Origin of the sequence: Arthrobacter sp. CAN_C5, assembly GCF_017875735.1 — a bacterium.
Classification (GTDB): Bacteria; Actinomycetota; Actinomycetes; order Actinomycetales; family Micrococcaceae; genus Arthrobacter_D.
The window spans coordinates 2,011,488-2,028,830 of sequence record NZ_JAGGMZ010000001.1 but is presented as its reverse complement, the minus strand read 5'-3'; the positions used below and the strand labels follow the sequence as shown (position 1 = coordinate 2,028,830).

Here is a 17,343-nt window from a genome sequence, read left to right as displayed (position 1 = left end):
AGCGGTCGATATATTCCGTGAAGGGAATGCAGTTTTCCACTGGGGACCGGCTGTGGGAAACTTGGCCGGTGATGAACTACCGCCTGCTCGTGCTCTTTGACCTCGACGGAACCCTCGTCGACCCTGCAGGCGCCATCACCGGCGGAATCACCGCGTCGTTGAAGGCCCACGGGCTTCCGGAGGCGTCGGATGATCAGCTGCGCGCCATGGTGGGGCCGCCGCTGGTCACCTCCCTGCGCGAGATCGCAGCGGTTCCGGAGCATCTCTTGGACCCGGTCATCGCCCATTACCGGGAGGGTTACCGACTAAAGGGCATGGCAGGCAGCCAGCCTTACCCCGGGATTATCGCGGTCGTGGAACGGCTGCGTGCCGCCGGACACCTGGTCGCCGTCGCGACCCAGAAGCCGCAGGGGCTGGCGGGTGAGCTGCTCCGCGTCCAGCAGATGGAAGGATTGTTCGACTCGGTCGATGGTTCGCCCGACGAGGAACAGGTTCCAGGCCCGGACGGCAAGACCCCGATTATCGCCGCGGCACTCGCCCGTCACGAGGGCAGGTACGACGGCGCCGTCATGGTGGGCGACCGATCGCACGACATCAGCGGAGCGGCGGCCAACGGGCTTGACTGCATCCCCGTGGGCTGGGGCTTCGGCTCACCCGAGGAGTTCCGTGCCGCGGGCGCCACCGAAACGGCCGATACGGCTGAGGTCCTGCTGGACCTGATCCTCGCACGGGTGCCGCGGGAGGTGCGTCATGGGCATCTATGACCTCACCCGCAGCGGCACCCGGGGACTGATCGCCGGGCTCTGCCGCCCCACCGTCGAAGGTCTGGCCAATGTCCCGGCGGACGGTCCGCTCATTGTCGCCGCCAACCACCTTTCATTCCTGGACAGCGTCCTGATCCAGGCCCTGATGCCCCGTCCGGTCGCGTTTTTCGCGAAGGCCGAGTACTTCAACGGCCGCGGCCTGAAAGGCAAAGCAATGCGCTCCTTCTTCGAGGGAGTCGGCTCCATCCCGGTGGAGCGGGGACAGCAGGCGGCCAGTGTGCAGGCGCTGAAGACCCTTCATGAACTGCTGGAAGGCGGCAACGGGATCGGCATTTACCCGGAGGGCACCCGGTCCCGTGACGGGTTGCTGTACCGGGGGCGGACCGGCGTCGGCTGGCTCGCGCTGACCACCGGTGCGCCGGTGCTTCCCGTCGGTCTGCTGGGTACCGAGAACCTGCAGCCGGCAGGCCAGAAACGGATCAAACCCCAACACTTCACCATGAGGATCGGCGTGCCCCTGTACTTCGAGAAAACCGGACCCGGGCACTCCCTACCGGCCCGCCGGCAAGTCACTGACACCATCATGGATTCAATCGCCCAACTGAGCGGCCAGCAGCGCTCGGCCAGCTACAACCAGAGCCCGGTCCTCGACTGATGGCAGATCCCCGCAGCTACCGCCCGCAGACCGGAGAGATCCCGGTCGATCCGGGCGTCTACCGCTTCCGCGACGAACACTCACGGGTGGTCTACGTGGGCAAGGCCAAGAACCTGCGCTCCCGGCTGAACTCCTACTTCGCCAACCCGCAGGGCCTGTTGCCGCGCACCCGGGCGATGGTGTTCACCGCGGCGAGCGTTGAATGGACGGTCGTCGGCAGCGAGCTCGAAGCATTGCAGCTCGAGTACACCTGGATCAAGGAGTTCAACCCCCGCTTCAACGTCATGTTCCGTGACGACAAGTCCTACCCTTACCTGGCCGTCACGATGGGGGAGAAGTACCCCCGCGTCCAGGTCATGCGCGGTGACCGGCGGAAGGACACCCGCTACTTCGGCCCCTTCTACCCCGCCAAGGCAATCCGCGAGACGGTCGACACCCTGCTCCGCGTTTTCCCCGTCCGTACCTGCAGCAGCGGCGTCTTCAAACGGGCAGAGCGTACCGGCAGGCCCTGCCTGCTCGGGTACATCGACAAATGCTCAGCTCCCTGCGTGGGACGCATCAGTCCCGAGGACCACAAGGAACTGGCAGCCCAGTTCTGCGACTTCATGGGCGGGCAGGCCACCCGGTTCATCGTCGACCTGGAGAAGCGGATGGCCGCCGCCGTCGCCGACCTGGACTACGAGTCCGCGGCGAGGATCCGCGACGACATCGCTGCACTGAAACGGGTGTTCGAACGCAACACGGTGGTGCTGTCCGAGGACACCGACGCCGACATTTTCGCGCTCAAGGAAGACGAACTCGAGGCGGCGGTCCAGGTCTTCCACGTGCGCGGTGGCAGAATCCGTGGCCAGCGGGGCTGGATGGTGGAAAAGGTCGAGGACATGAGCACTGCCGACCTGGTGGAGCACCTCCTGCAGCAGGTCTACGGCGACGGCAGCAGCAGTAACAACCAGATTCCCCGCGAGGTGCTCGTCCCCGAGCTGCCGAGCAACGCGGAGGAGATGTCCGTCTGGCTCGCCGGACTCCGGGGCGCCCGGGTGGACCTCCGGGTCCCGCGGCGCGGCGACAAGGCCACCCTCCTCGGGACGGTGGAACAGAACGCCGCGGACGCCCTCAGGCTCCACAAGAGCCGCCGCGCTGGCGACATCACCACCCGGTCCGCCGCCCTCCAGGAACTGCAGGAGGCACTGGACCTGCCCCAGCCCCTGATGCGCATCGAGTGCTTCGACATCTCCCACGTGCAGGGCACCAACGTGGTCGCGTCGATGGTGGTCGTCGAGGACGGGCTGCCCCGCAAGGCCGACTACCGCCGGTTCTCCATCACCGGCGACGCCGCCCGGGACGACACCGCCTCGATGTACGACGTGATCCAGCGCCGCTTCCGCAACTACCTCCAGGAGAAGGCGGCACCCGCTGTCCAGCCTGCTGGCAGCAGCGTGCCCGACGGCGGTATGGTCGACGGCGGTGCTCCACCGGTCCCGCTGGCCGACACAACCACGGCGTCCACCCGCCAGAAGTTCGCCTACCCACCCAACCTGGTGGTGGTCGACGGCGGGCAGCCGCAGGTACACGCCGCCGCGCGGGCGCTGAAGGACCTGGGGATCGACGACGTCTTCGTGATCGGACTCGCAAAGCGGCTGGAGGAGGTCTGGCTCCCCGACAGCGACTTCCCGGTCATCCTGCCCCGCGCCTCCGAGGGGCTTTTCCTGCTGCAGCGGATCCGCGATGAAGCGCACCGGTTCGCCATCGCCTTCCACCGGCAGAAGCGCGGCAAATCGATGACGGCGTCGGCGCTCGACGCGATCCCGGGCCTGGGCCCGGCCAAGCGGAAGGCCCTGTTAGCGCACTTCGGGTCGGTAAAGAAGGTGCGCGGCGCCTCGGTGGAGGAACTCCAGGCGGTGCCCGGGGTGGGACCGTCCCTTGCCGAAACGGTGCGCAGTGCCCTGGCCGCCGCGACGGCCGACGGTTCCGGCAACGCACCGGCCCCGGCCGTGAATATGGCCACCGGCGAAATCCTCGATTCTTAGCTAGGGTAGAGCGTGGGGGAATCCGCAAGAACCGCTAATACCTGCCGGGATGGAACACGCAAATGACTGAGGGCGAAGCCACCCTGACTCCGATCAAACCTGCCGAATCGGAACTGCTGGTGGTGACCGGTATGTCCGGGGCCGGCAGAAGCACTGCCGCCAACGCATTGGAAGACCACGGCTGGTATGTGGTGGAGAACCTTCCGCCCCAGATGCTGGGCACCCTGACCGACCTGGTCGCCCGCATGCCCCAGACCATCCCGAAGCTCGCCGTCGTCGTCGACGTCCGCAGCCAGGAACTGTTCCATGACATCCGCAGCTCCCTCGAAGCCCTCCGGGTCTCGGGGGTCAACTACCGGGTCCTCTTCCTGGACGCGAATGATGACACCCTGGTCCGCCGGTTCGAACAGGGCCGCCGCCCCCACCCGCTGCAGGATGAGGGCCGGATCCTCGACGGCATCGCTGCCGAGCGGGAGGTGCTCAAGGAACTCAAGGAAGCTGCCGAACTGGTGGTCGACACGTCGGAACTGAACGTGCATGCCCTCGCCACCTCCATCACCGAACTGTTCTCCGAATCAGGTCCGATCGTCCTGCGGATCAACGTGATGAGCTTCGGCTTCAAGTACGGACTCCCGGTCGACTCCAACTATGTGGCGGATGTGCGCTTCATTCCCAACCCGCACTGGGTCCCGGTCCTCAGGCCGCAGACCGGACTGGACCAGCCCGTCCGAGACTACGTGCTGGGAGCCACCGGAGCCGCCGAGTTCGTCAACCGGTACGTGCACGCGCTCGAACCCGTCCTGGACGGCTACCGACGTGAGAATAAGCACTATGCGACGATCGCCATCGGCTGTACCGGCGGCAAGCACCGCTCGGTGGCCGTGACCGAGGAGATCGCCAAGCGCCTCGCCCAGCAACCCCACCTGCAGGTGAGCGCCCACCACCGTGATCTGGGCAGGGAGTAGTGGCACTCCTCACCGGTTCCCTCCCGCTGCTCCCCGCAGCGGCGGCCAACCGTCGCGGCTCCGGTCCGCAGGAGAACGCCCCCTCGGTGGTGGCGCTCGGAGGCGGGCACGGCCTGTCGTCGTCGCTCTCCGCGCTGCGGCTGCTCACCTCCGAACTGACTGCCATCGTGACCGTCGCCGACGACGGCGGTTCCTCGGGGAAGCTGCGCCAGGAACTCGGGGTACTGCCACCCGGTGACCTGCGGATGGCCCTCGCCGCGCTCTGCGACGACACCGACTGGGGGCGGACCTGGCGCGACGTGATGCAGCACCGCTTCACGTCCCGGGAAGGAATCGACGGCTCCCTGGACAACCACGCGCTCGGCAACCTGCTCATCGTGACGCTCTGGGAACTGCTTGGTGACCCTGTGGCGGGCCTGCAGTGGGCCGGTGCGCTGCTCGGTGCACGCGGGCGCGTGCTGCCGATGGCCAGCGTGCCACTGACCATCGAGGGCGACGTGCTCACCGAGGAAAACGGCTCCCTGCGGCTGCGCACCGTCAGTGGGCAATCCCAGCTGGCCGTGGCCGGCAGCGCAGCGAATGTCAACAATGTCCGCCTGCTCCCGGCCGATGCCCCCGCCTGCGTTGATGCGCTGACCGCGGTGGAGCTTGCCGACTGGGTCATCCTGGGCCCCGGCTCCTGGTACACCTCGGTACTACCCCACCTCCTCCTGCCCGAACTGCGGGAAGCCCTGTGCAGCACCACCGCCAAGCGGTGCCTGACCATGAACCTGAGCAACGAGACCAAAGAAACCGCGGGCATGTCGGCGGTCGACCATCTGGAAGTGATCAGGCGGTACGCTCCCGATTTCACCGTCGACGTCGTCATCGCAGATCCTGCAGTCATTGGCAACCGCGAGCAATTTGTTGCTGCCGTCGCCGAGATGGGAGGCCGTGCCGTGTTGGGTAAGGTAGGTTCTTCAACGGGCAAACCTGTTCATGATCCCCTGCGCCTCGCAACGGCGTTCCATGACATGTTTGGTGAAGACTAATCGAGCTGAGGGTGTATTTGTGGCGCTGACTGCGGACGTTAAAGAGGAGCTGTCGCACCTCTCTGTCAAGAAGTCATCGGTTCGCAAAGCCGAGGTGTCGGCCCTGCTGCGATTCGCTGGGGGCCTGCACATCATTTCCGGCCGGATTGTCATTGAAGCGGAGGTGGACCTCGCGTCGACTGCACGTCGGCTGCGCACCACCATCGCCGAAGTGTATGGACACAACAGCGAAATCATCGTCGTCTCCGGAGGCGGCCTGCGCCGCGGCAACCGGTATGTGGTCCGGGTGGTGCGCGACGGCGAATCCCTCGCCCGGCAAACCGGCCTCCTCGACAACCGTGGCCGCCCGGTCCGCGGGCTCCCCTCCGCCGTGGTGAACGGTTCCACGGCCGACGCCGAAGCGGTGTGGCGGGGCGCCTTTCTCGCCCACGGCTCCCTGACCGAGCCTGGGCGCTCCTCCTCCCTCGAAGTCACCTGTCCCGGCCCGGAGTCCGCGCTGGCACTGGTGGGCGCAGCACGCCGGCTCGGCATCGCTGCCAAGGCACGCGAGGTCAGGGGAGTGGACCGTGTGGTCATCCGCGACGGGGACACCATCGCCGCTCTGCTCACCCGCATGGGAGCACACGACGCACTCATGGTCTGGGAGGAACGCAGGATGCGCAAGGAAGTGCGCGCTACCGCGAACCGGCTGGCCAACTTCGACGACGCCAACCTCCGCAGATCCGCCCAGGCGGCGGTCGCTGCGGGGGCGCGGGTGGAGCGTGCCCTCGAAATTCTGGGGGAGGGTGTACCCGACCACCTCAAGTACGCCGGTGAGTTGCGGGTGGCCCACAAGCAGGCCAGTCTTGACGAACTCGGTGGACTGGCCAGCCCTCCCATGACCAAGGACGCGATCGCTGGGCGTATTCGACGGCTGCTCGCGATGGCCGACAAGCGTGCCATAGAGATTGGAATACCGGGAACCGACGCCAATGTGACAGCCGACATGTTGGACGAGTGAATCTCTGCATAGGATGGAAGAGGCACGGGAATACCTCCGACTACGGCGGGGTTCCATGCCATATTGAACCAACTACGGTGTCTGACCTGCTGCGGTGCCAAATCACCCGCTGTGTCGGACCGACCTGGAGGAATTCGTGAGCGAGTACGTACTGCCCGAACTGAACTACGACTATGCTGCCCTGGAGCCGCACATCTCCGCACGCATCATGGAGCTCCACCACAGCAAGCACCACGCCGCCTATGTCAAGGGTGCCAACGACGCCATGGCCCAGCTGGCGGAGGCCCGCGAAAAGGGTGACTTCGGAAATATCTCGAAGCTCTCCAAGGACCTCGCCTTCCACACTGGCGGCCACATCAACCACTCAGTCTTCTGGAACAACCTCTCCCCAGAGGGCGGCGACTCTCCCGAGGGTGAACTCGCCGCAGCCATCGACGACGCCTTTGGTTCGTTCGACAAGTTCCGCGCCCAGTTCAGCGCGGCTGCCCTTGCCCTGCAGGGCTCCGGGTGGGCGTTCCTCGCCTACGAGCCCATCGGCGGCAACCTGGTCATCGAACAGCTCTACGATCAGCAGGGCAACGTGGCGGTCGGCACCACGCCGCTGCTCATGCTGGACATGTGGGAGCACGCCTTCTACCTGGACTACGTCAACGTCAAGGCTGACTACGTCAAGGCCTTCTGGAACATCGTGAACTGGGCCGACGTCGCCAAGCGCTTCGCCGCTGCCCGCACGTCGGCTACCTCGCTGATCGTCGTCGGCTAGTCGCATCAGGCTCAGCGCCCTTTGGGCGTACCCGGGACGCCGCCATGGCGGCGGCGTTCCGGACCTTACCCGCAATACAGTTCAAGGAGATAGAACGAATGACTACTCGTGTAGGAATCAACGGCTTCGGTCGAATCGGGCGCAACTTTTTCCGCGCCGCACTGGAGCAGGGTGCTGACCTGGAAATCGTTGCCGTCAACGACCTGACCAGCCCTGAGGCCCTGGCCCACCTGCTGAAGTATGACTCCGTCACGGGTCGTCTGGCAGCCACCGTCGAGGTCAAGGACGGGAACATTGTGGTGGACGGCAAGTCCATCAAGGTCCTCGCGGAGCGCGACCCCGCGAGCCTGCCGTGGAAGGACCTCGGAGTGGACATCGTCATCGAGTCCACCGGCTTCTTCACCAAGGCCTCGGATGCGCAGAAGCACATTGACGCCGGCGCCAAGAAGGTCATCATCTCGGCTCCAGCCACCGATGAGGACTTCACGGTTGTGCTGGGCGTCAACGACGACCAGTACGATCCCGAGAACCACAACATCATCTCCAACGCCTCCTGCACCACCAACTGCCTGGGGCCGCTCGCCAAGGTGCTCAATGACAGCTTCGGCGTCGAGCGTGGCCTGATGACCACCATCCACGCCTACACCGCAGACCAGAACCTGCAGGACGGCCCGCACAAGGATCTGCGCCGCGCCCGTGCCGCAGCCCTGAACATGGTTCCCACCTCCACCGGTGCGGCCAAGGCCATCGGCCTGGTGCTTCCGGAGCTGAAGGGCAAGCTTGACGGCTACGCCATCCGCGTTCCGGTCCCCACCGGATCGGCCACCGACCTGACAGTCACGGTCTCCCGCGAGGTCACCGTCGAGGAAGTCAACGCCGCCTTCAAGGCAGCCGCCTCGGAGGGCAAGATGGCCGGCTACCTCACCTACACGGACGCCCCGATCGTGTCGTCGGACATCGTGGGCGATCCGTCGTCCTCCATCTTCGACTCGGGCCTGACCAAGGTCATCGGCAACCAGGTGAAGGTTGTGGGCTGGTACGACAACGAGTGGGGCTACTCAAGCCGCCTGGTCGACCTGACCAGCATCGTTGCCTCCAAGCTCTCCTAACCCCGAAGGACCGAAGTGGCCTCCTCCCTTGATGACCTCCTGCAGCTCGGCGTCCGTGGACGCACCGTCCTGGTCCGGTCGGACCTGAACGTCCCGCTCGACACCTCGGGGTCCGCCCCGCGGGTGACCGATGATGGCCGGCTCAGGGCTTCCCTGCCGGTGCTGCAGAAGCTCACCCAGGAGGGGGCCGCGGTGATCGTGATGGCTCATCTGGGACGCCCGAAGGGTGCACCCGATGAGCGGTATTCGCTGAAACCAGCGGTTGACCGGCTCGCCGAGCTGGCAGATTTCCCCGTCACGCTCGCCGGGGACACCACCGGGGAGGACGCCAGGGAGCAGGCCGCGGGGCTGCGCTCCGGTAGCGTCCTGGTGTTGGAGAACGTGCGCTTCGACGCCCGGGAGACCAGCAAGGACGACGGCGAACGGCAGGCCTTCGCTGCCGAACTCGCCGCTCTTACCGGCGACGACGGCGCTTACGTCAACGATGCCTTCGGTGCGGTGCACCGGAAACACGCGAGCGTCTACGACATCGCAGCGGTCCTGCCGTCCTACCAGGGCGACCTGGTCAGGACTGAGGTGGAAGTGCTGCAGCGTCTCACCGGCGAACCGGTGGCACCCTTCGTGGTGGTGCTCGGGGGGTCCAAGGTGTCGGACAAGCTTGCGGTGATCGAAAACCTGCTGGGTATCGCGGACCGCATCCTCGTCGGCGGCGGCATGGTGTTCACCTTCCTTGCTGCGCAGGGCCACAGGGTGGGCGCGAGCCTCCTCGAGGAAGACCAGCTCGACGTCGTCAGGAGCTACCTCGAACGGGCGCAGCAGGCGGGCACCGAGTTCGTGCTCCCCACCGACATTGTGGTGGCCGCGAAGTTCGCTGCCGACGCCGAGCACGAGACCGTCGCCGCGGATGCCATTGAAGGAAGCTCTTTCGGCGCCGACGGGATCGGCCTCGACATCGGACCCGAGTCGGGTGCCGCCTTTGCCGAGTCCATCGCGACCGCAGGGACCGTGTTCTGGAACGGGCCGATGGGTGTGTTCGAGTTCGACGCCTTCGCGGGCGGTACCAAAGCCGTGGCGCAGGCCCTCACCGAGGCGACCACCCGCGGTGCACTGACGGTGGTCGGCGGTGGCGACTCTGCCGCGGCGGTCCGCTCACTCGGTTTCAGCGACAACCAGTTTGGCCATATTTCGACCGGCGGAGGTGCCAGCCTCGAGTACCTCGAAGGCAAGGAACTCCCCGGACTGACCGCCCTCGGGCAGTAGGAGCAGCAGATGACTTCCTCAACCAACGGCACGTACGACCGCCGTCCCCTGATCGCTGGCAACTGGAAGATGAACCTGGACCACGTCCAGGGAATCACTCTTCTCCAGAAGCTCGCCTGGACCCTCGACGATGCCGGGCATGACTACCGGTGCGCCGAAGTGGCAGTTTTCCCGCCCTTCACCGACCTCCGCGGGGTGCAGACCCTCGTCCGGGGCGACGACCTGCAGGTGGTGTACGGCGGCCAGGATCTGTCCCCGCACGACTCCGGGGCCTACACCGGGGATATTTCCGGGCAGTTCCTCGAGAAATTGGGATGCTCCTACGTTCTCGTCGGCCACTCCGAGCGGCGGGCGATCCACCAGGAGTCCGACGAGCTGCTAGCCAGCAAGGTCAAGGCTGCGTTCCGTCACAACCTGACCCCCATCCTGTGCGCCGGCGAGGGCCTTGAGGTACGGCAGGCCGGCAACCATGTGGAGCATACCCTCAGCCAGCTGCGGAGCGGCATCGAAGGACTCAGCGCCGAGCAGGTCGCCGAGCTGGTCGTCGCGTACGAGCCGGTCTGGGCCATCGGCACCGGCGAGGTGGCGGGTCCGGAGGATGCGCAGGAGATGTGCGCCGCCCTGCGGGCCGAACTTACCACCCTGTACGACGCGGAGACGGCTGGGAAGGTGCGCCTGCTCTACGGCGGATCGGTCAAGGCCGCGAACGCAGGCTCCATCCTGAAGGGCCGCGACGTTGACGGCTTGCTGGTCGGTGGTGCCAGCCTGGACGCTGCCGAGTTTGCTAGTATTGTCAGGTTCGAACATCTTCTGGTCACTGACTAAGAACGCTTCCTGCTGTCGGCCGATCGCGCACGTCAGTTACCCCTGAAAGGCCACTGTGGACATTCTCCGAATCATCTTGTTGGTTCTCCTTGCCATCACCAGCATGCTGCTCGTCCTGCTGATCCTGCTGCACAAGGGCCGCGGCGGTGGCATGTCCGACATGTTCGGTGGCGGCATGACCACCAGCATGGGCTCGTCAGGTGTTGCTGAGCGGAACCTCAATCGTTTCACGGTCGCCCTCGGGCTGAGCTGGGGCGTAGTCATCGTGGCGCTTGGACTGATCCAGCGGTTCGCCGACTAGCAGTTTTGCCGGCCGTCTCTTCCGCGCCGGCACGGCAAAAGTTTTTTGCTTTCCCGCGTTAACCATCATTTACTGGGCGTAGACTGACCCTGTTGTCGGAGCCTAGTCCAGGAGCAATCCATGGTTATCGCGGGAAACGCATTTAAGGGCACACGAATCGGAACTGATTCCTACGGGGGAATGGCTGGCTGGCAAGCCGAATCCGGACGGAGTCCGGCTGTCGTGGACCGAACCGTAGTGAGCTATTGGTGCATCGAAAACCACGAGACGAAACCGACGTTTGCCAAACTCCACGAGGACGAGATCCCCGAAGTCTGGGAATGCGGGTCGTGCGGTCGTGCAGCTGGCAGGCTGCCCGGCGTGGAACCCCTCGTGGATTGCATCGAACCGTTCAAGAGCCACCTGCAGTACGCGAAGGAGCGCCGCACCGACGAGGAAGCGGCTTCCGTCCTCGAGCAGGCACTCTGCAACCTGCGGGCCCGGCGGTCAGGTCTTCGGGTTACCTAGTCTTCTGGTTACCTAGCGCAGCTGAATCTCAAGGAGCCTCGTCGTCGGGTTCGTCATTCCCGGAGTCGATCAGCCGCCCGGGAAGTTGAGCCGCTGCTTCCTGATCGATAAGCCAGAGCGTCTTGCGCCGGCCGCGTGCACCCGACGCTGGAACCTGCACAGTGCCTGCACCGGCCAGGGCAAGGCCCACTGCGCCCGCCTTGTCCTGCCCGCCCGCGGCGATCCAGATCTCCTGCGCGGAGTTCAACGCCTCGAGGGTCAGGGAAATGCGCAACGGTGGCTGTTTCGGCGCGTCCGTCACTCCCACCACGGTCTGCTCCTTGGTCCTGATACCGGGCATCTCCGGAAACAGGGACGCAATGTGGGCGTCCGGTCCCACCCCCAGCAAGAGGACATCGAACCGGGGGAGCCGTGCATCCTGGCTGTCTCCCGCACGGTTGCCGTCGGCGGTTCCATCACCGGCGAGGGCCCGTTCGGCGTCGGCGGCGTCCTGAAGCCGCGCGGCATAGTCGGCCGCGGCAGCGTCCTGGTCTGCGAAGTCATCGCTCGAACCGAACTCGTTGACCTGGGACTCGGCAAGGCCGAGCTTCCCGAGAAGGGCCTCACGTGCCTGGACTGCGTTGCGATCCGGGTCGCTGGCGCTGAGGAAGCGTTCGTCTCCCCACCAGAAGTCGACCCTGCTCCAGTCGACCGCCGAGCAGGCCGGCGATTCGGCGACGGCCGCGAGTGCCGCAGTACCGATTGCGCCACCGGTGAGCACCACGGTCGCGGATCCGCGTTCGTTTTGCACGTCGACGAGCCGGGTGATCAACCGGGCGGCGACAGTGGCCGCCAGCAACGAGGAATCAGGGTGGATACTTACTTTGGGTTCAGCGTTCACTTGGACGCACGCTCCTTAGGTTGGTCCGTGCGAGCCCCTCCATAATCACCTCGCCGAATACCTCATCCGGGTCGAGACGGCGGAGCTCTTCTGCCAAACAGTCTTGCAGGCTCCGCCGTGGCAGGGAAATCCGCTGCACCGGCTGGCCCGGCTGGTAAAGCTCGGCGACGGACTGGTGGGGCCGGTTCAATTCGACGTCGCCTGCGGGTCGGGACAACCTCACCCGACGCAGTCCGGTGCCCGCCGGTCCGGCTGCGATGGTGACCGGTGCGTCCAGCGCCAGGGTAAGCCAGGCGGCAAGGAGCACGGTGCTGGGCGAATCCACTGCACCCTCCACTGTGACAGCGGTAATGGGTGAGTCGTCCAGTTGGTCGAGGACCGCCGCGAGCTGGATCCGCCAATTTGTCAGCCGGGTCCAGGCCAGGTCGGTGTCACCGGCCGCGTAGGTCCCCCGGATCGTTGACAGGGCAGCCACGGGGTCCGGCTCGTTGGCTGCATCGGTGATCCGCCGGTGCGCAATACTGCCGATGGATGTCCGGGAGGCGTTTTCCGGTGCACCGTGGGGCCACCAGGCCACTATGGGAGCATCGGGGAGCAGCAGCGCCGACACGAGGGATTCGTTTTCCTCGGCGAGTTGCCCGTAGCCCTTGAGGACGATCACGTCGGAGGCGCCGGCGTCACCGCCCACCCGGATCTGGGCGTCCAGCCGGGTCTGCTCCTCATCGGAGCCGAGCGCGAGGACGATAATCCGGCAGGGGTGCTCACGGCTGGCCAGGTTCGCAGCGAGGATCGCCTCCTCCTCGTGGCCGGACGACGTGATGACCACCAGGGTGAGCACCCGACCCAGCGCGACGACTCCGCCCTTGTCGCGCAGCGTCATGATTTCTTTGGACACCTTTGAGGTGGTGGTGTCAGGCAGTTCGACGATCATGGCCTGCGCCACGTCCTTCCATCACGGGCGAGGAGCTCGTCAGCGGAGGCCGGGCCCCAGCTTCCCGGCACGTACTTCTCCGGCTGGTCGCCGAGGGATGCCCAGTATTCCTCGAAAGGATCGAGAATCTTCCAGGACAGTTCCACCTCTTCGTGCCGGGGGAACAGGGGCGGCTCGCCGAGCAGCACGTCGAGGATCAGCCGCTCATAGGCTTCGGGGCTCGACTCAGTGAACGAGTGCCCGTAGCCGAAGTCCATGGTGACATCCCGGACCTCCATCTGGGTGCCGGGCACTTTGGAACCGAACCTGATGGTCGCGCCCTCATCCGGTTGCACGCGGATGACCACGGCGTTCTGGCCGAAGTCGTCCTCCCCGTGGTCCCGGAACAGCAGGTTGGGTGCACGTTTGAAGACAACGGCGATCTCGGTCACCCGGCGGCCCAGCCGCTTACCCGCCCGCAGGTAGAAGGGAACGCCGCTCCACCTGCGGGTATGGATGTCGAGGCGGAGCGCAGCGAAGCTTTCGGAGGTGGATTGTGCGGGGATGCCTTCTTCCTCCAGGAAGCCCCTGACCTGCTCACCGCCCTGCCATCCGGCGTCGTACTGACCACGCGCGGAGGAACCGGAGAGGTCGTCCGGGAGTTTCACCGCTGCGAGGACCTTCTCCTTTTCCGCCCGGAGGTCGTTGGCGTTGAAGGAGATGGGTTCTTCCATTGCGGTCAGTGCCAGCAGTTGCAGCAGGTGGTTCTGGATGACGTCGCGGGCCGCGCCGACCCCGTCGTAGTAGCCGGCCCGGCTGCCGATGCCGATGTCCTCGGCCATGGTGATTTGGACGTGGTCCACGTAGTTGGCGTTCCACAGTGGTTCGAACAGCTGGTTCGCGAACCGGAGGGCCAGGATGTTCTGGACGGTTTCCTTGCCCAGATAGTGGTCGATCCGGAACACGGCGTCCGGTGGGAAGACCTGTTCCACCACGGCGTTGAGTTCGCGGGCCGACTGCAGGTTGTGCCCGAAGGGTTTCTCGATGACCACCCGTCGCCACTGGCCCTCGTTGGGCTGGGCGAGGCCGTGCTCCGAGAGCTTTTGGCAGACCAGTTCGAAATCTTTCGGCGGGATGGACAGGTAGAACGCGTGGTTCCCCCGGGTTCCGCGACTGGAGTCCAGCTCCTGAAGGGTAACCTCCAGCCGCCCGAAGGCGTCGTCGTCGTCGAAGTTTCCCTGCACGAACCTGATCCCGGCGGAAAGCTGCTCCCAGACGGTCTCATCGAACGGGGTCCGCGAGTACTGGGTGACAGCCTCGCGCACCTCCTCGACGAACCTCTCATCGTCCCAGTCCCGCCGGCCAAACCCGATCAGCGCGAAACTCGGCGGCAGCAGCCCCCGGTTCGCCAGGTCGTAGATCGCTGGCATCAGCTTCTTGCGGGCCAGGTCCCCGGTGACCCCGAAGAGCACCAGCGACGACGGCCCGGCGATACGGCTGAGCCGGCGGTCGCGCGGGTCCCGCAGCGGGTTGGCGGGTCGCGCGTCGGTTGAGTCGGGCACTATGGTGTGCCGTTCTCGTTGACGGCCCGCTGGCCTGCGGCACCGCTGAGCAGATGGGAGACCACCTGAACGAGCTGGTCCAGGCCAGCAGTCCGGTCTGCCAGGTGCAGGCTCAGCACCGGGCGTCCCTTGCCGGCGAGGACCTGGGCGTCGCCTGCCGCCTGCGCGGTAATCAGTTCACCAAAGGTGAAGGGACGCTCGGGGATGTCCAGGTCTTCAGCCGCTGCACCGGTGATGGTGAGGAACACACCCTGCGCCGGACCACCCTTGTGGAACTGCCCGGTGGAGTGCAGGAACCTGGGACCCCAGCCAAACGTAACGGGACGCCCTGTCAGGGACGCGAGTGGTGACCTGATGTCTTCCAGCCGTGACTGCACGGACCTGTCCAGGTAGGCCTGGACGGCCAGGTACCCGTTGGGCTCGAGGGTCGCAAAGAGTTGCTGCAGAGCATCGCCGAGGGTGCTGGCGTCCCCGAGCAGTCCTCCATCGGCGCGGATCTCCACGGCACCGTCCACGAAATTCGCGGGGGTGGACTCGGGTTGCGCATCGAGCAGGCCGCGGGCGGCTGTCTTGGCGGCCTCCACGTCGGGCTGGTCGAACGGGTTGATGCCCAGGAGCCGTCCGGCAACCGCGGTGGCGAACTCCCACACGAGTAGTTGGCTGCCGAGGCTACCGCTGACGGTGATCTGGTTCCCCACGGGCTCAATGTCGGCGTCCGGTGCGGTCAGGCGGACGGCGAGGACGTCGTCGTCGCCGGCAAGGATCTCCGGCGCGCCCTCCTCGGCGACCACCGGCAGTACCCCGGTGCCCAGTTTGCCGGTCGATTCAGCGATGAGCTGCTCCGCCCAGTCGGCGAGTCCGGGGATCCCCGACGCCTCATCGGCGAACACAATCTTGTCCCGCAGGGGGCTCGTGCCGCCCAGCACGGCTCCGAGCCGCAATCCGATGTTCGTCGGATCGTCCTCGCCGAGGAACTCGACAGTTTCCTCAGCGTCGTCCAGCAGGGCATCGAGGTCGACTCCCGCCAGACCGGAAGGGACGAGCCCGAACGCGGTCAGGGCTGAGTACCTGCCGCCGACGGTGGGGTCAGCGTTGAATACGGCGCGGTAGCCGGCCTCACGGGCTGAGGCGTCCAGCGGAGACCCCGGGTCGGTGACGATGACCACCCTGCTCAGCGGGTCGATGCCTGCTGCAGTGAAGGTAGCCTCGAAGATCCGGCGCTGGGAGTCGGTTTCGACGGTCGACCCCGACTTCGAGGAGACCACCACGGCCGTCTCCGCCACCCGTTCCCCGACCGTCCGGCGGACCTGGTCCGGGTCGGTGGAGTCGAGCACCGTCAGCTCGACGCCTGCGGTCTGGGTGATCACCTCGGGCGCCAGGGAGGAACCTCCCATGCCGCACAGGACGATCCGGCTGACCCCTTCCGCCCGCAGGGAATCCCGCAGTTCCATGATGCCCGGGACGAGGCCGCGGGACGCGTCGACGAGGTCAACCCAGCCCAACCGGACCGCCGCCTCCGCTTCGGCGTCGTGACCCCACAGGGTGGAATCCTTGGCCATCAGCCGCGACGCCACCCTGTCCTCGACGAGGGTGGCGGTGACGCGGTCGATGGCTTCCAAAGCGGCGCCGGCCGCCGCGAGCGTCATGGAACTCATCTGGTTTAGCCCTTCGCCTTGTCCAATGCGGTCTGAACGGTTTCGAGGAGCTCGTTCCAGCTCACCACGAACTTGTCCAGCCCTTCGATTTCCAGCTGTTCAACCACTTCAACGTAGAAAACACCGATGTTCTCGAGGTCGTTGAGGACCGCGTGGGAGTCTTCGTAGGACCCGGTGACGGTGTCCCCGGTGATGACGCCGTGGTCAGCGGTGGCCTCCAGCGTCTTTTCCGGCATCGTGTTGACGACGCCGGGTGCCACCAGCTCGGTGACGTACAGGGTATCCGGCAGGGCGGGATCCTTGACGCCGGTCGAGGCCCACAGCGGGCGCTGAGGACGGGCACCTGCTGCTGCGAGTACCGCCCACCGCTCGGTGTCGAACAGCTCCTCGTATACCTGGTAGGCCAGTCGTGCGTTCGCGAGCCCGGCCTTGCCCTTGAGGGCCGCTGCCTCGTCGGTGCCGATGGCGTCCAGCCGCTTGTCCACTTCGCTGTCCACGCGGGACACGAAGAAGGAGGCTACCGAGTGGATGGTGGAGAGGTCGTGTCCGTTCTCCTTGGCCTGCTCAATGCCCAGCATGAAGGCGTTGATGACGGCACGGTAGCGTTCCAGCGAGAAGATGAGCGTCACGTTCACGCTGATCCCCTCGGCAATGGTCGCCGCGATGGCTTCGAGACCTTCCACCGTGGCGGGGATCTTGATCAGGACGTTGGAGCGCTGCACCTTGGCGTGGAGCCGTTTCGCCTCGGCGATGGTGCCCTCGGTGTCCTTCGACAGGCGTGGGTCCACCTCAATGGACACCCGGCCGTCGACACCGTCGGTGCTCTTCGCTGCCGCAGCGAAAATGTCGCAGGCCTGGGCGACGTCGTGGGTGGTGATGTCAAAGACGGCGTCATTGACGGGGATGTCGGCGGCCGCGAGGGCTTCAACCTGGGTGGCGTACGATTCGCCCTGCTGCAGTGCGGCAGCGAAGATGCTCGGGTTGGTGGTCACACCAACCACGTTGCGCTCCTCGATGAGGTGCTTGAACGCGCCCGAGTTGATGCGCTCCCGGGAGAGGTCGTCGAGCCAGATGGAAACGCCGGCGGCAGAAAGGTCTGCCGTGGGAGTAGAAGTCATAGTGGATCTCC

General features: G+C 65.9%; 17 protein-coding genes. 12 read left to right on the top strand and 5 right to left on the bottom strand.

Annotated features, from left to right (window positions below; genetic code table 11):
• Window positions 1–71: 71 nt before the first annotated feature.
• From H4V95_RS09570 to H4V95_RS09515, 12 genes are all read left to right on the top strand, one after another.
• A complete protein-coding gene (locus H4V95_RS09570; protein WP_245346069.1) occupies window positions 72–764 on the top strand; it encodes an HAD hydrolase-like protein in 693 nt (230 codons plus the stop codon).
• Window positions 751–1,419 (top strand): 1-acyl-sn-glycerol-3-phosphate acyltransferase, encoded by a 669-nt coding sequence (locus H4V95_RS09565; RefSeq protein ID WP_209730074.1) that lies wholly within the window; start codon window positions 751–753, stop codon window positions 1,417–1,419. The genes H4V95_RS09570 and H4V95_RS09565 overlap by 14 nt, the downstream gene beginning before the upstream one ends.
• Window positions 1,419–3,446 (top strand): excinuclease ABC subunit UvrC, encoded by a 2,028-nt coding sequence (gene uvrC, locus H4V95_RS09560; protein ID WP_209730072.1) that lies wholly within the window; start codon window positions 1,419–1,421, stop codon window positions 3,444–3,446. Before H4V95_RS09565 ends, uvrC begins: the two co-directional genes overlap by 1 nt.
• Before the next feature lie 62 nt (window positions 3,447–3,508).
• Complete coding sequence (gene rapZ / locus H4V95_RS09555) at window positions 3,509–4,411, top strand: RNase adapter RapZ (RefSeq protein WP_196866869.1); 903 nt, start codon at window positions 3,509–3,511, stop codon at window positions 4,409–4,411.
• Entirely contained in the window at window positions 4,411–5,442 is a 1,032-nt protein-coding gene (gene yvcK / locus H4V95_RS09550; protein ID WP_196866870.1) for a uridine diphosphate-N-acetylglucosamine-binding protein YvcK, read from the top strand. The genes rapZ and yvcK overlap by 1 nt, the downstream gene beginning before the upstream one ends.
• A gap of 19 nt (window positions 5,443–5,461) precedes the next feature.
• A complete protein-coding gene (whiA, locus tag H4V95_RS09545) occupies window positions 5,462–6,442 on the top strand; it encodes a DNA-binding protein WhiA (RefSeq protein ID WP_196866871.1) in 981 nt (326 codons plus the stop codon).
• Between the two features lie 136 nt (window positions 6,443–6,578).
• The gene (locus tag H4V95_RS09540) at window positions 6,579–7,205 is read left to right on the top strand and encodes a superoxide dismutase (protein WP_196866872.1); all 627 of its coding nucleotides are present in this window, start codon (window positions 6,579–6,581) and stop codon (window positions 7,203–7,205) included.
• A 98-nt stretch (window positions 7,206–7,303) separates the two neighbouring features.
• Window positions 7,304–8,314, top strand: a complete 1,011-nt coding sequence (gap, locus tag H4V95_RS09535; protein ID WP_209730069.1) for a type I glyceraldehyde-3-phosphate dehydrogenase — start codon at window positions 7,304–7,306, stop codon at window positions 8,312–8,314.
• Window positions 8,315–8,329: 15 nt separating this feature from the next.
• Window positions 8,330–9,574, top strand: coding sequence for a phosphoglycerate kinase (locus tag H4V95_RS09530; protein WP_196866874.1), 1,245 nt, complete (start codon window positions 8,330–8,332; stop codon window positions 9,572–9,574).
• A gap of 9 nt (window positions 9,575–9,583) precedes the next feature.
• A complete protein-coding gene (gene tpiA, locus H4V95_RS09525) occupies window positions 9,584–10,399 on the top strand; it encodes a triose-phosphate isomerase (protein WP_209730067.1) in 816 nt (271 codons plus the stop codon).
• A 55-nt stretch (window positions 10,400–10,454) separates the two neighbouring features.
• The gene (gene secG / locus H4V95_RS09520; protein ID WP_196866876.1) at window positions 10,455–10,700 is read left to right on the top strand and encodes a preprotein translocase subunit SecG; all 246 of its coding nucleotides are present in this window, start codon (window positions 10,455–10,457) and stop codon (window positions 10,698–10,700) included.
• A gap of 120 nt (window positions 10,701–10,820) precedes the next feature.
• Window positions 10,821–11,207, top strand: a complete 387-nt coding sequence (locus tag H4V95_RS09515) for an RNA polymerase-binding protein RbpA (protein ID WP_209730065.1) — start codon at window positions 10,821–10,823, stop codon at window positions 11,205–11,207.
• A gap of 28 nt (window positions 11,208–11,235) precedes the next feature.
• Here H4V95_RS09515 and pgl read toward each other — a convergent pair whose 3' ends face one another.
• Genes pgl through tal form a run of 5 tightly spaced genes read right to left on the bottom strand, consistent with a single transcriptional unit; the run spans window position 11,236 to window position 17,332 of the window.
• Complete coding sequence (gene pgl, locus H4V95_RS09510; RefSeq protein ID WP_196866878.1) at window positions 11,236–12,087, bottom strand: 6-phosphogluconolactonase; 852 nt, start codon at window positions 12,085–12,087, stop codon at window positions 11,236–11,238.
• Window positions 12,077–13,018, bottom strand: coding sequence for a glucose-6-phosphate dehydrogenase assembly protein OpcA (locus H4V95_RS09505; RefSeq protein WP_196866922.1), 942 nt, complete (start codon window positions 13,016–13,018; stop codon window positions 12,077–12,079). The genes pgl and H4V95_RS09505 overlap by 11 nt, the downstream gene beginning before the upstream one ends.
• On the bottom strand, window positions 13,015–14,559 hold the full coding sequence (gene zwf / locus H4V95_RS09500; RefSeq protein WP_312883990.1) for a glucose-6-phosphate dehydrogenase: 1,545 nt from the start codon (window positions 14,557–14,559) through the stop codon (window positions 13,015–13,017). Before zwf ends, H4V95_RS09505 begins: the two co-directional genes overlap by 4 nt.
• Window positions 14,559–16,214 (bottom strand): glucose-6-phosphate isomerase, encoded by a 1,656-nt coding sequence (locus tag H4V95_RS09495; protein WP_209730063.1) that lies wholly within the window; start codon window positions 16,212–16,214, stop codon window positions 14,559–14,561. Before H4V95_RS09495 ends, zwf begins: the two co-directional genes overlap by 1 nt.
• 5 nt (window positions 16,215–16,219) lie before the next feature.
• The gene (gene tal, locus H4V95_RS09490) at window positions 16,220–17,332 is read right to left on the bottom strand and encodes a transaldolase (protein WP_196866880.1); all 1,113 of its coding nucleotides are present in this window, start codon (window positions 17,330–17,332) and stop codon (window positions 16,220–16,222) included.
• Window positions 17,333–17,343 lie beyond the last annotated feature (11 nt).

Excerpts from the sequence above, each read along its gene's own strand:
- H4V95_RS09570 (WP_245346069.1), top strand. The coding sequence starts at position 72 with ATGAACTACCGCCTGCTCGTGCTCTTTGACCTCGACGGAACCCTCGTC.
- H4V95_RS09565 (WP_209730074.1), top strand. The coding sequence starts at position 751 with ATGGGCATCTATGACCTCACCCGCAGCGGCACCCGGGGACTGATCGCC.
- uvrC (WP_209730072.1), top strand. The coding sequence starts at position 1,419 with ATGGCAGATCCCCGCAGCTACCGCCCGCAGACCGGAGAGATCCCGGTC.
- rapZ (WP_196866869.1), top strand. The coding sequence starts at position 3,509 with ATGACTGAGGGCGAAGCCACCCTGACTCCGATCAAACCTGCCGAATCG.
- gap (WP_209730069.1), top strand. The coding sequence starts at position 7,304 with ATGACTACTCGTGTAGGAATCAACGGCTTCGGTCGAATCGGGCGCAAC.
- tpiA (WP_209730067.1), top strand. The coding sequence starts at position 9,584 with ATGACTTCCTCAACCAACGGCACGTACGACCGCCGTCCCCTGATCGCT.
- H4V95_RS09515 (WP_209730065.1), top strand. The coding sequence starts at position 10,821 with ATGGTTATCGCGGGAAACGCATTTAAGGGCACACGAATCGGAACTGAT.
- H4V95_RS09505 (WP_196866922.1), bottom strand. The coding sequence starts at position 13,018 with ATGATCGTCGAACTGCCTGACACCACCACCTCAAAGGTGTCCAAAGAA.
- H4V95_RS09495 (WP_209730063.1), bottom strand. The coding sequence starts at position 16,214 with ATGAGTTCCATGACGCTCGCGGCGGCCGGCGCCGCTTTGGAAGCCATC.
- tal (WP_196866880.1), bottom strand. The coding sequence starts at position 17,332 with ATGACTTCTACTCCCACGGCAGACCTTTCTGCCGCCGGCGTTTCCATC.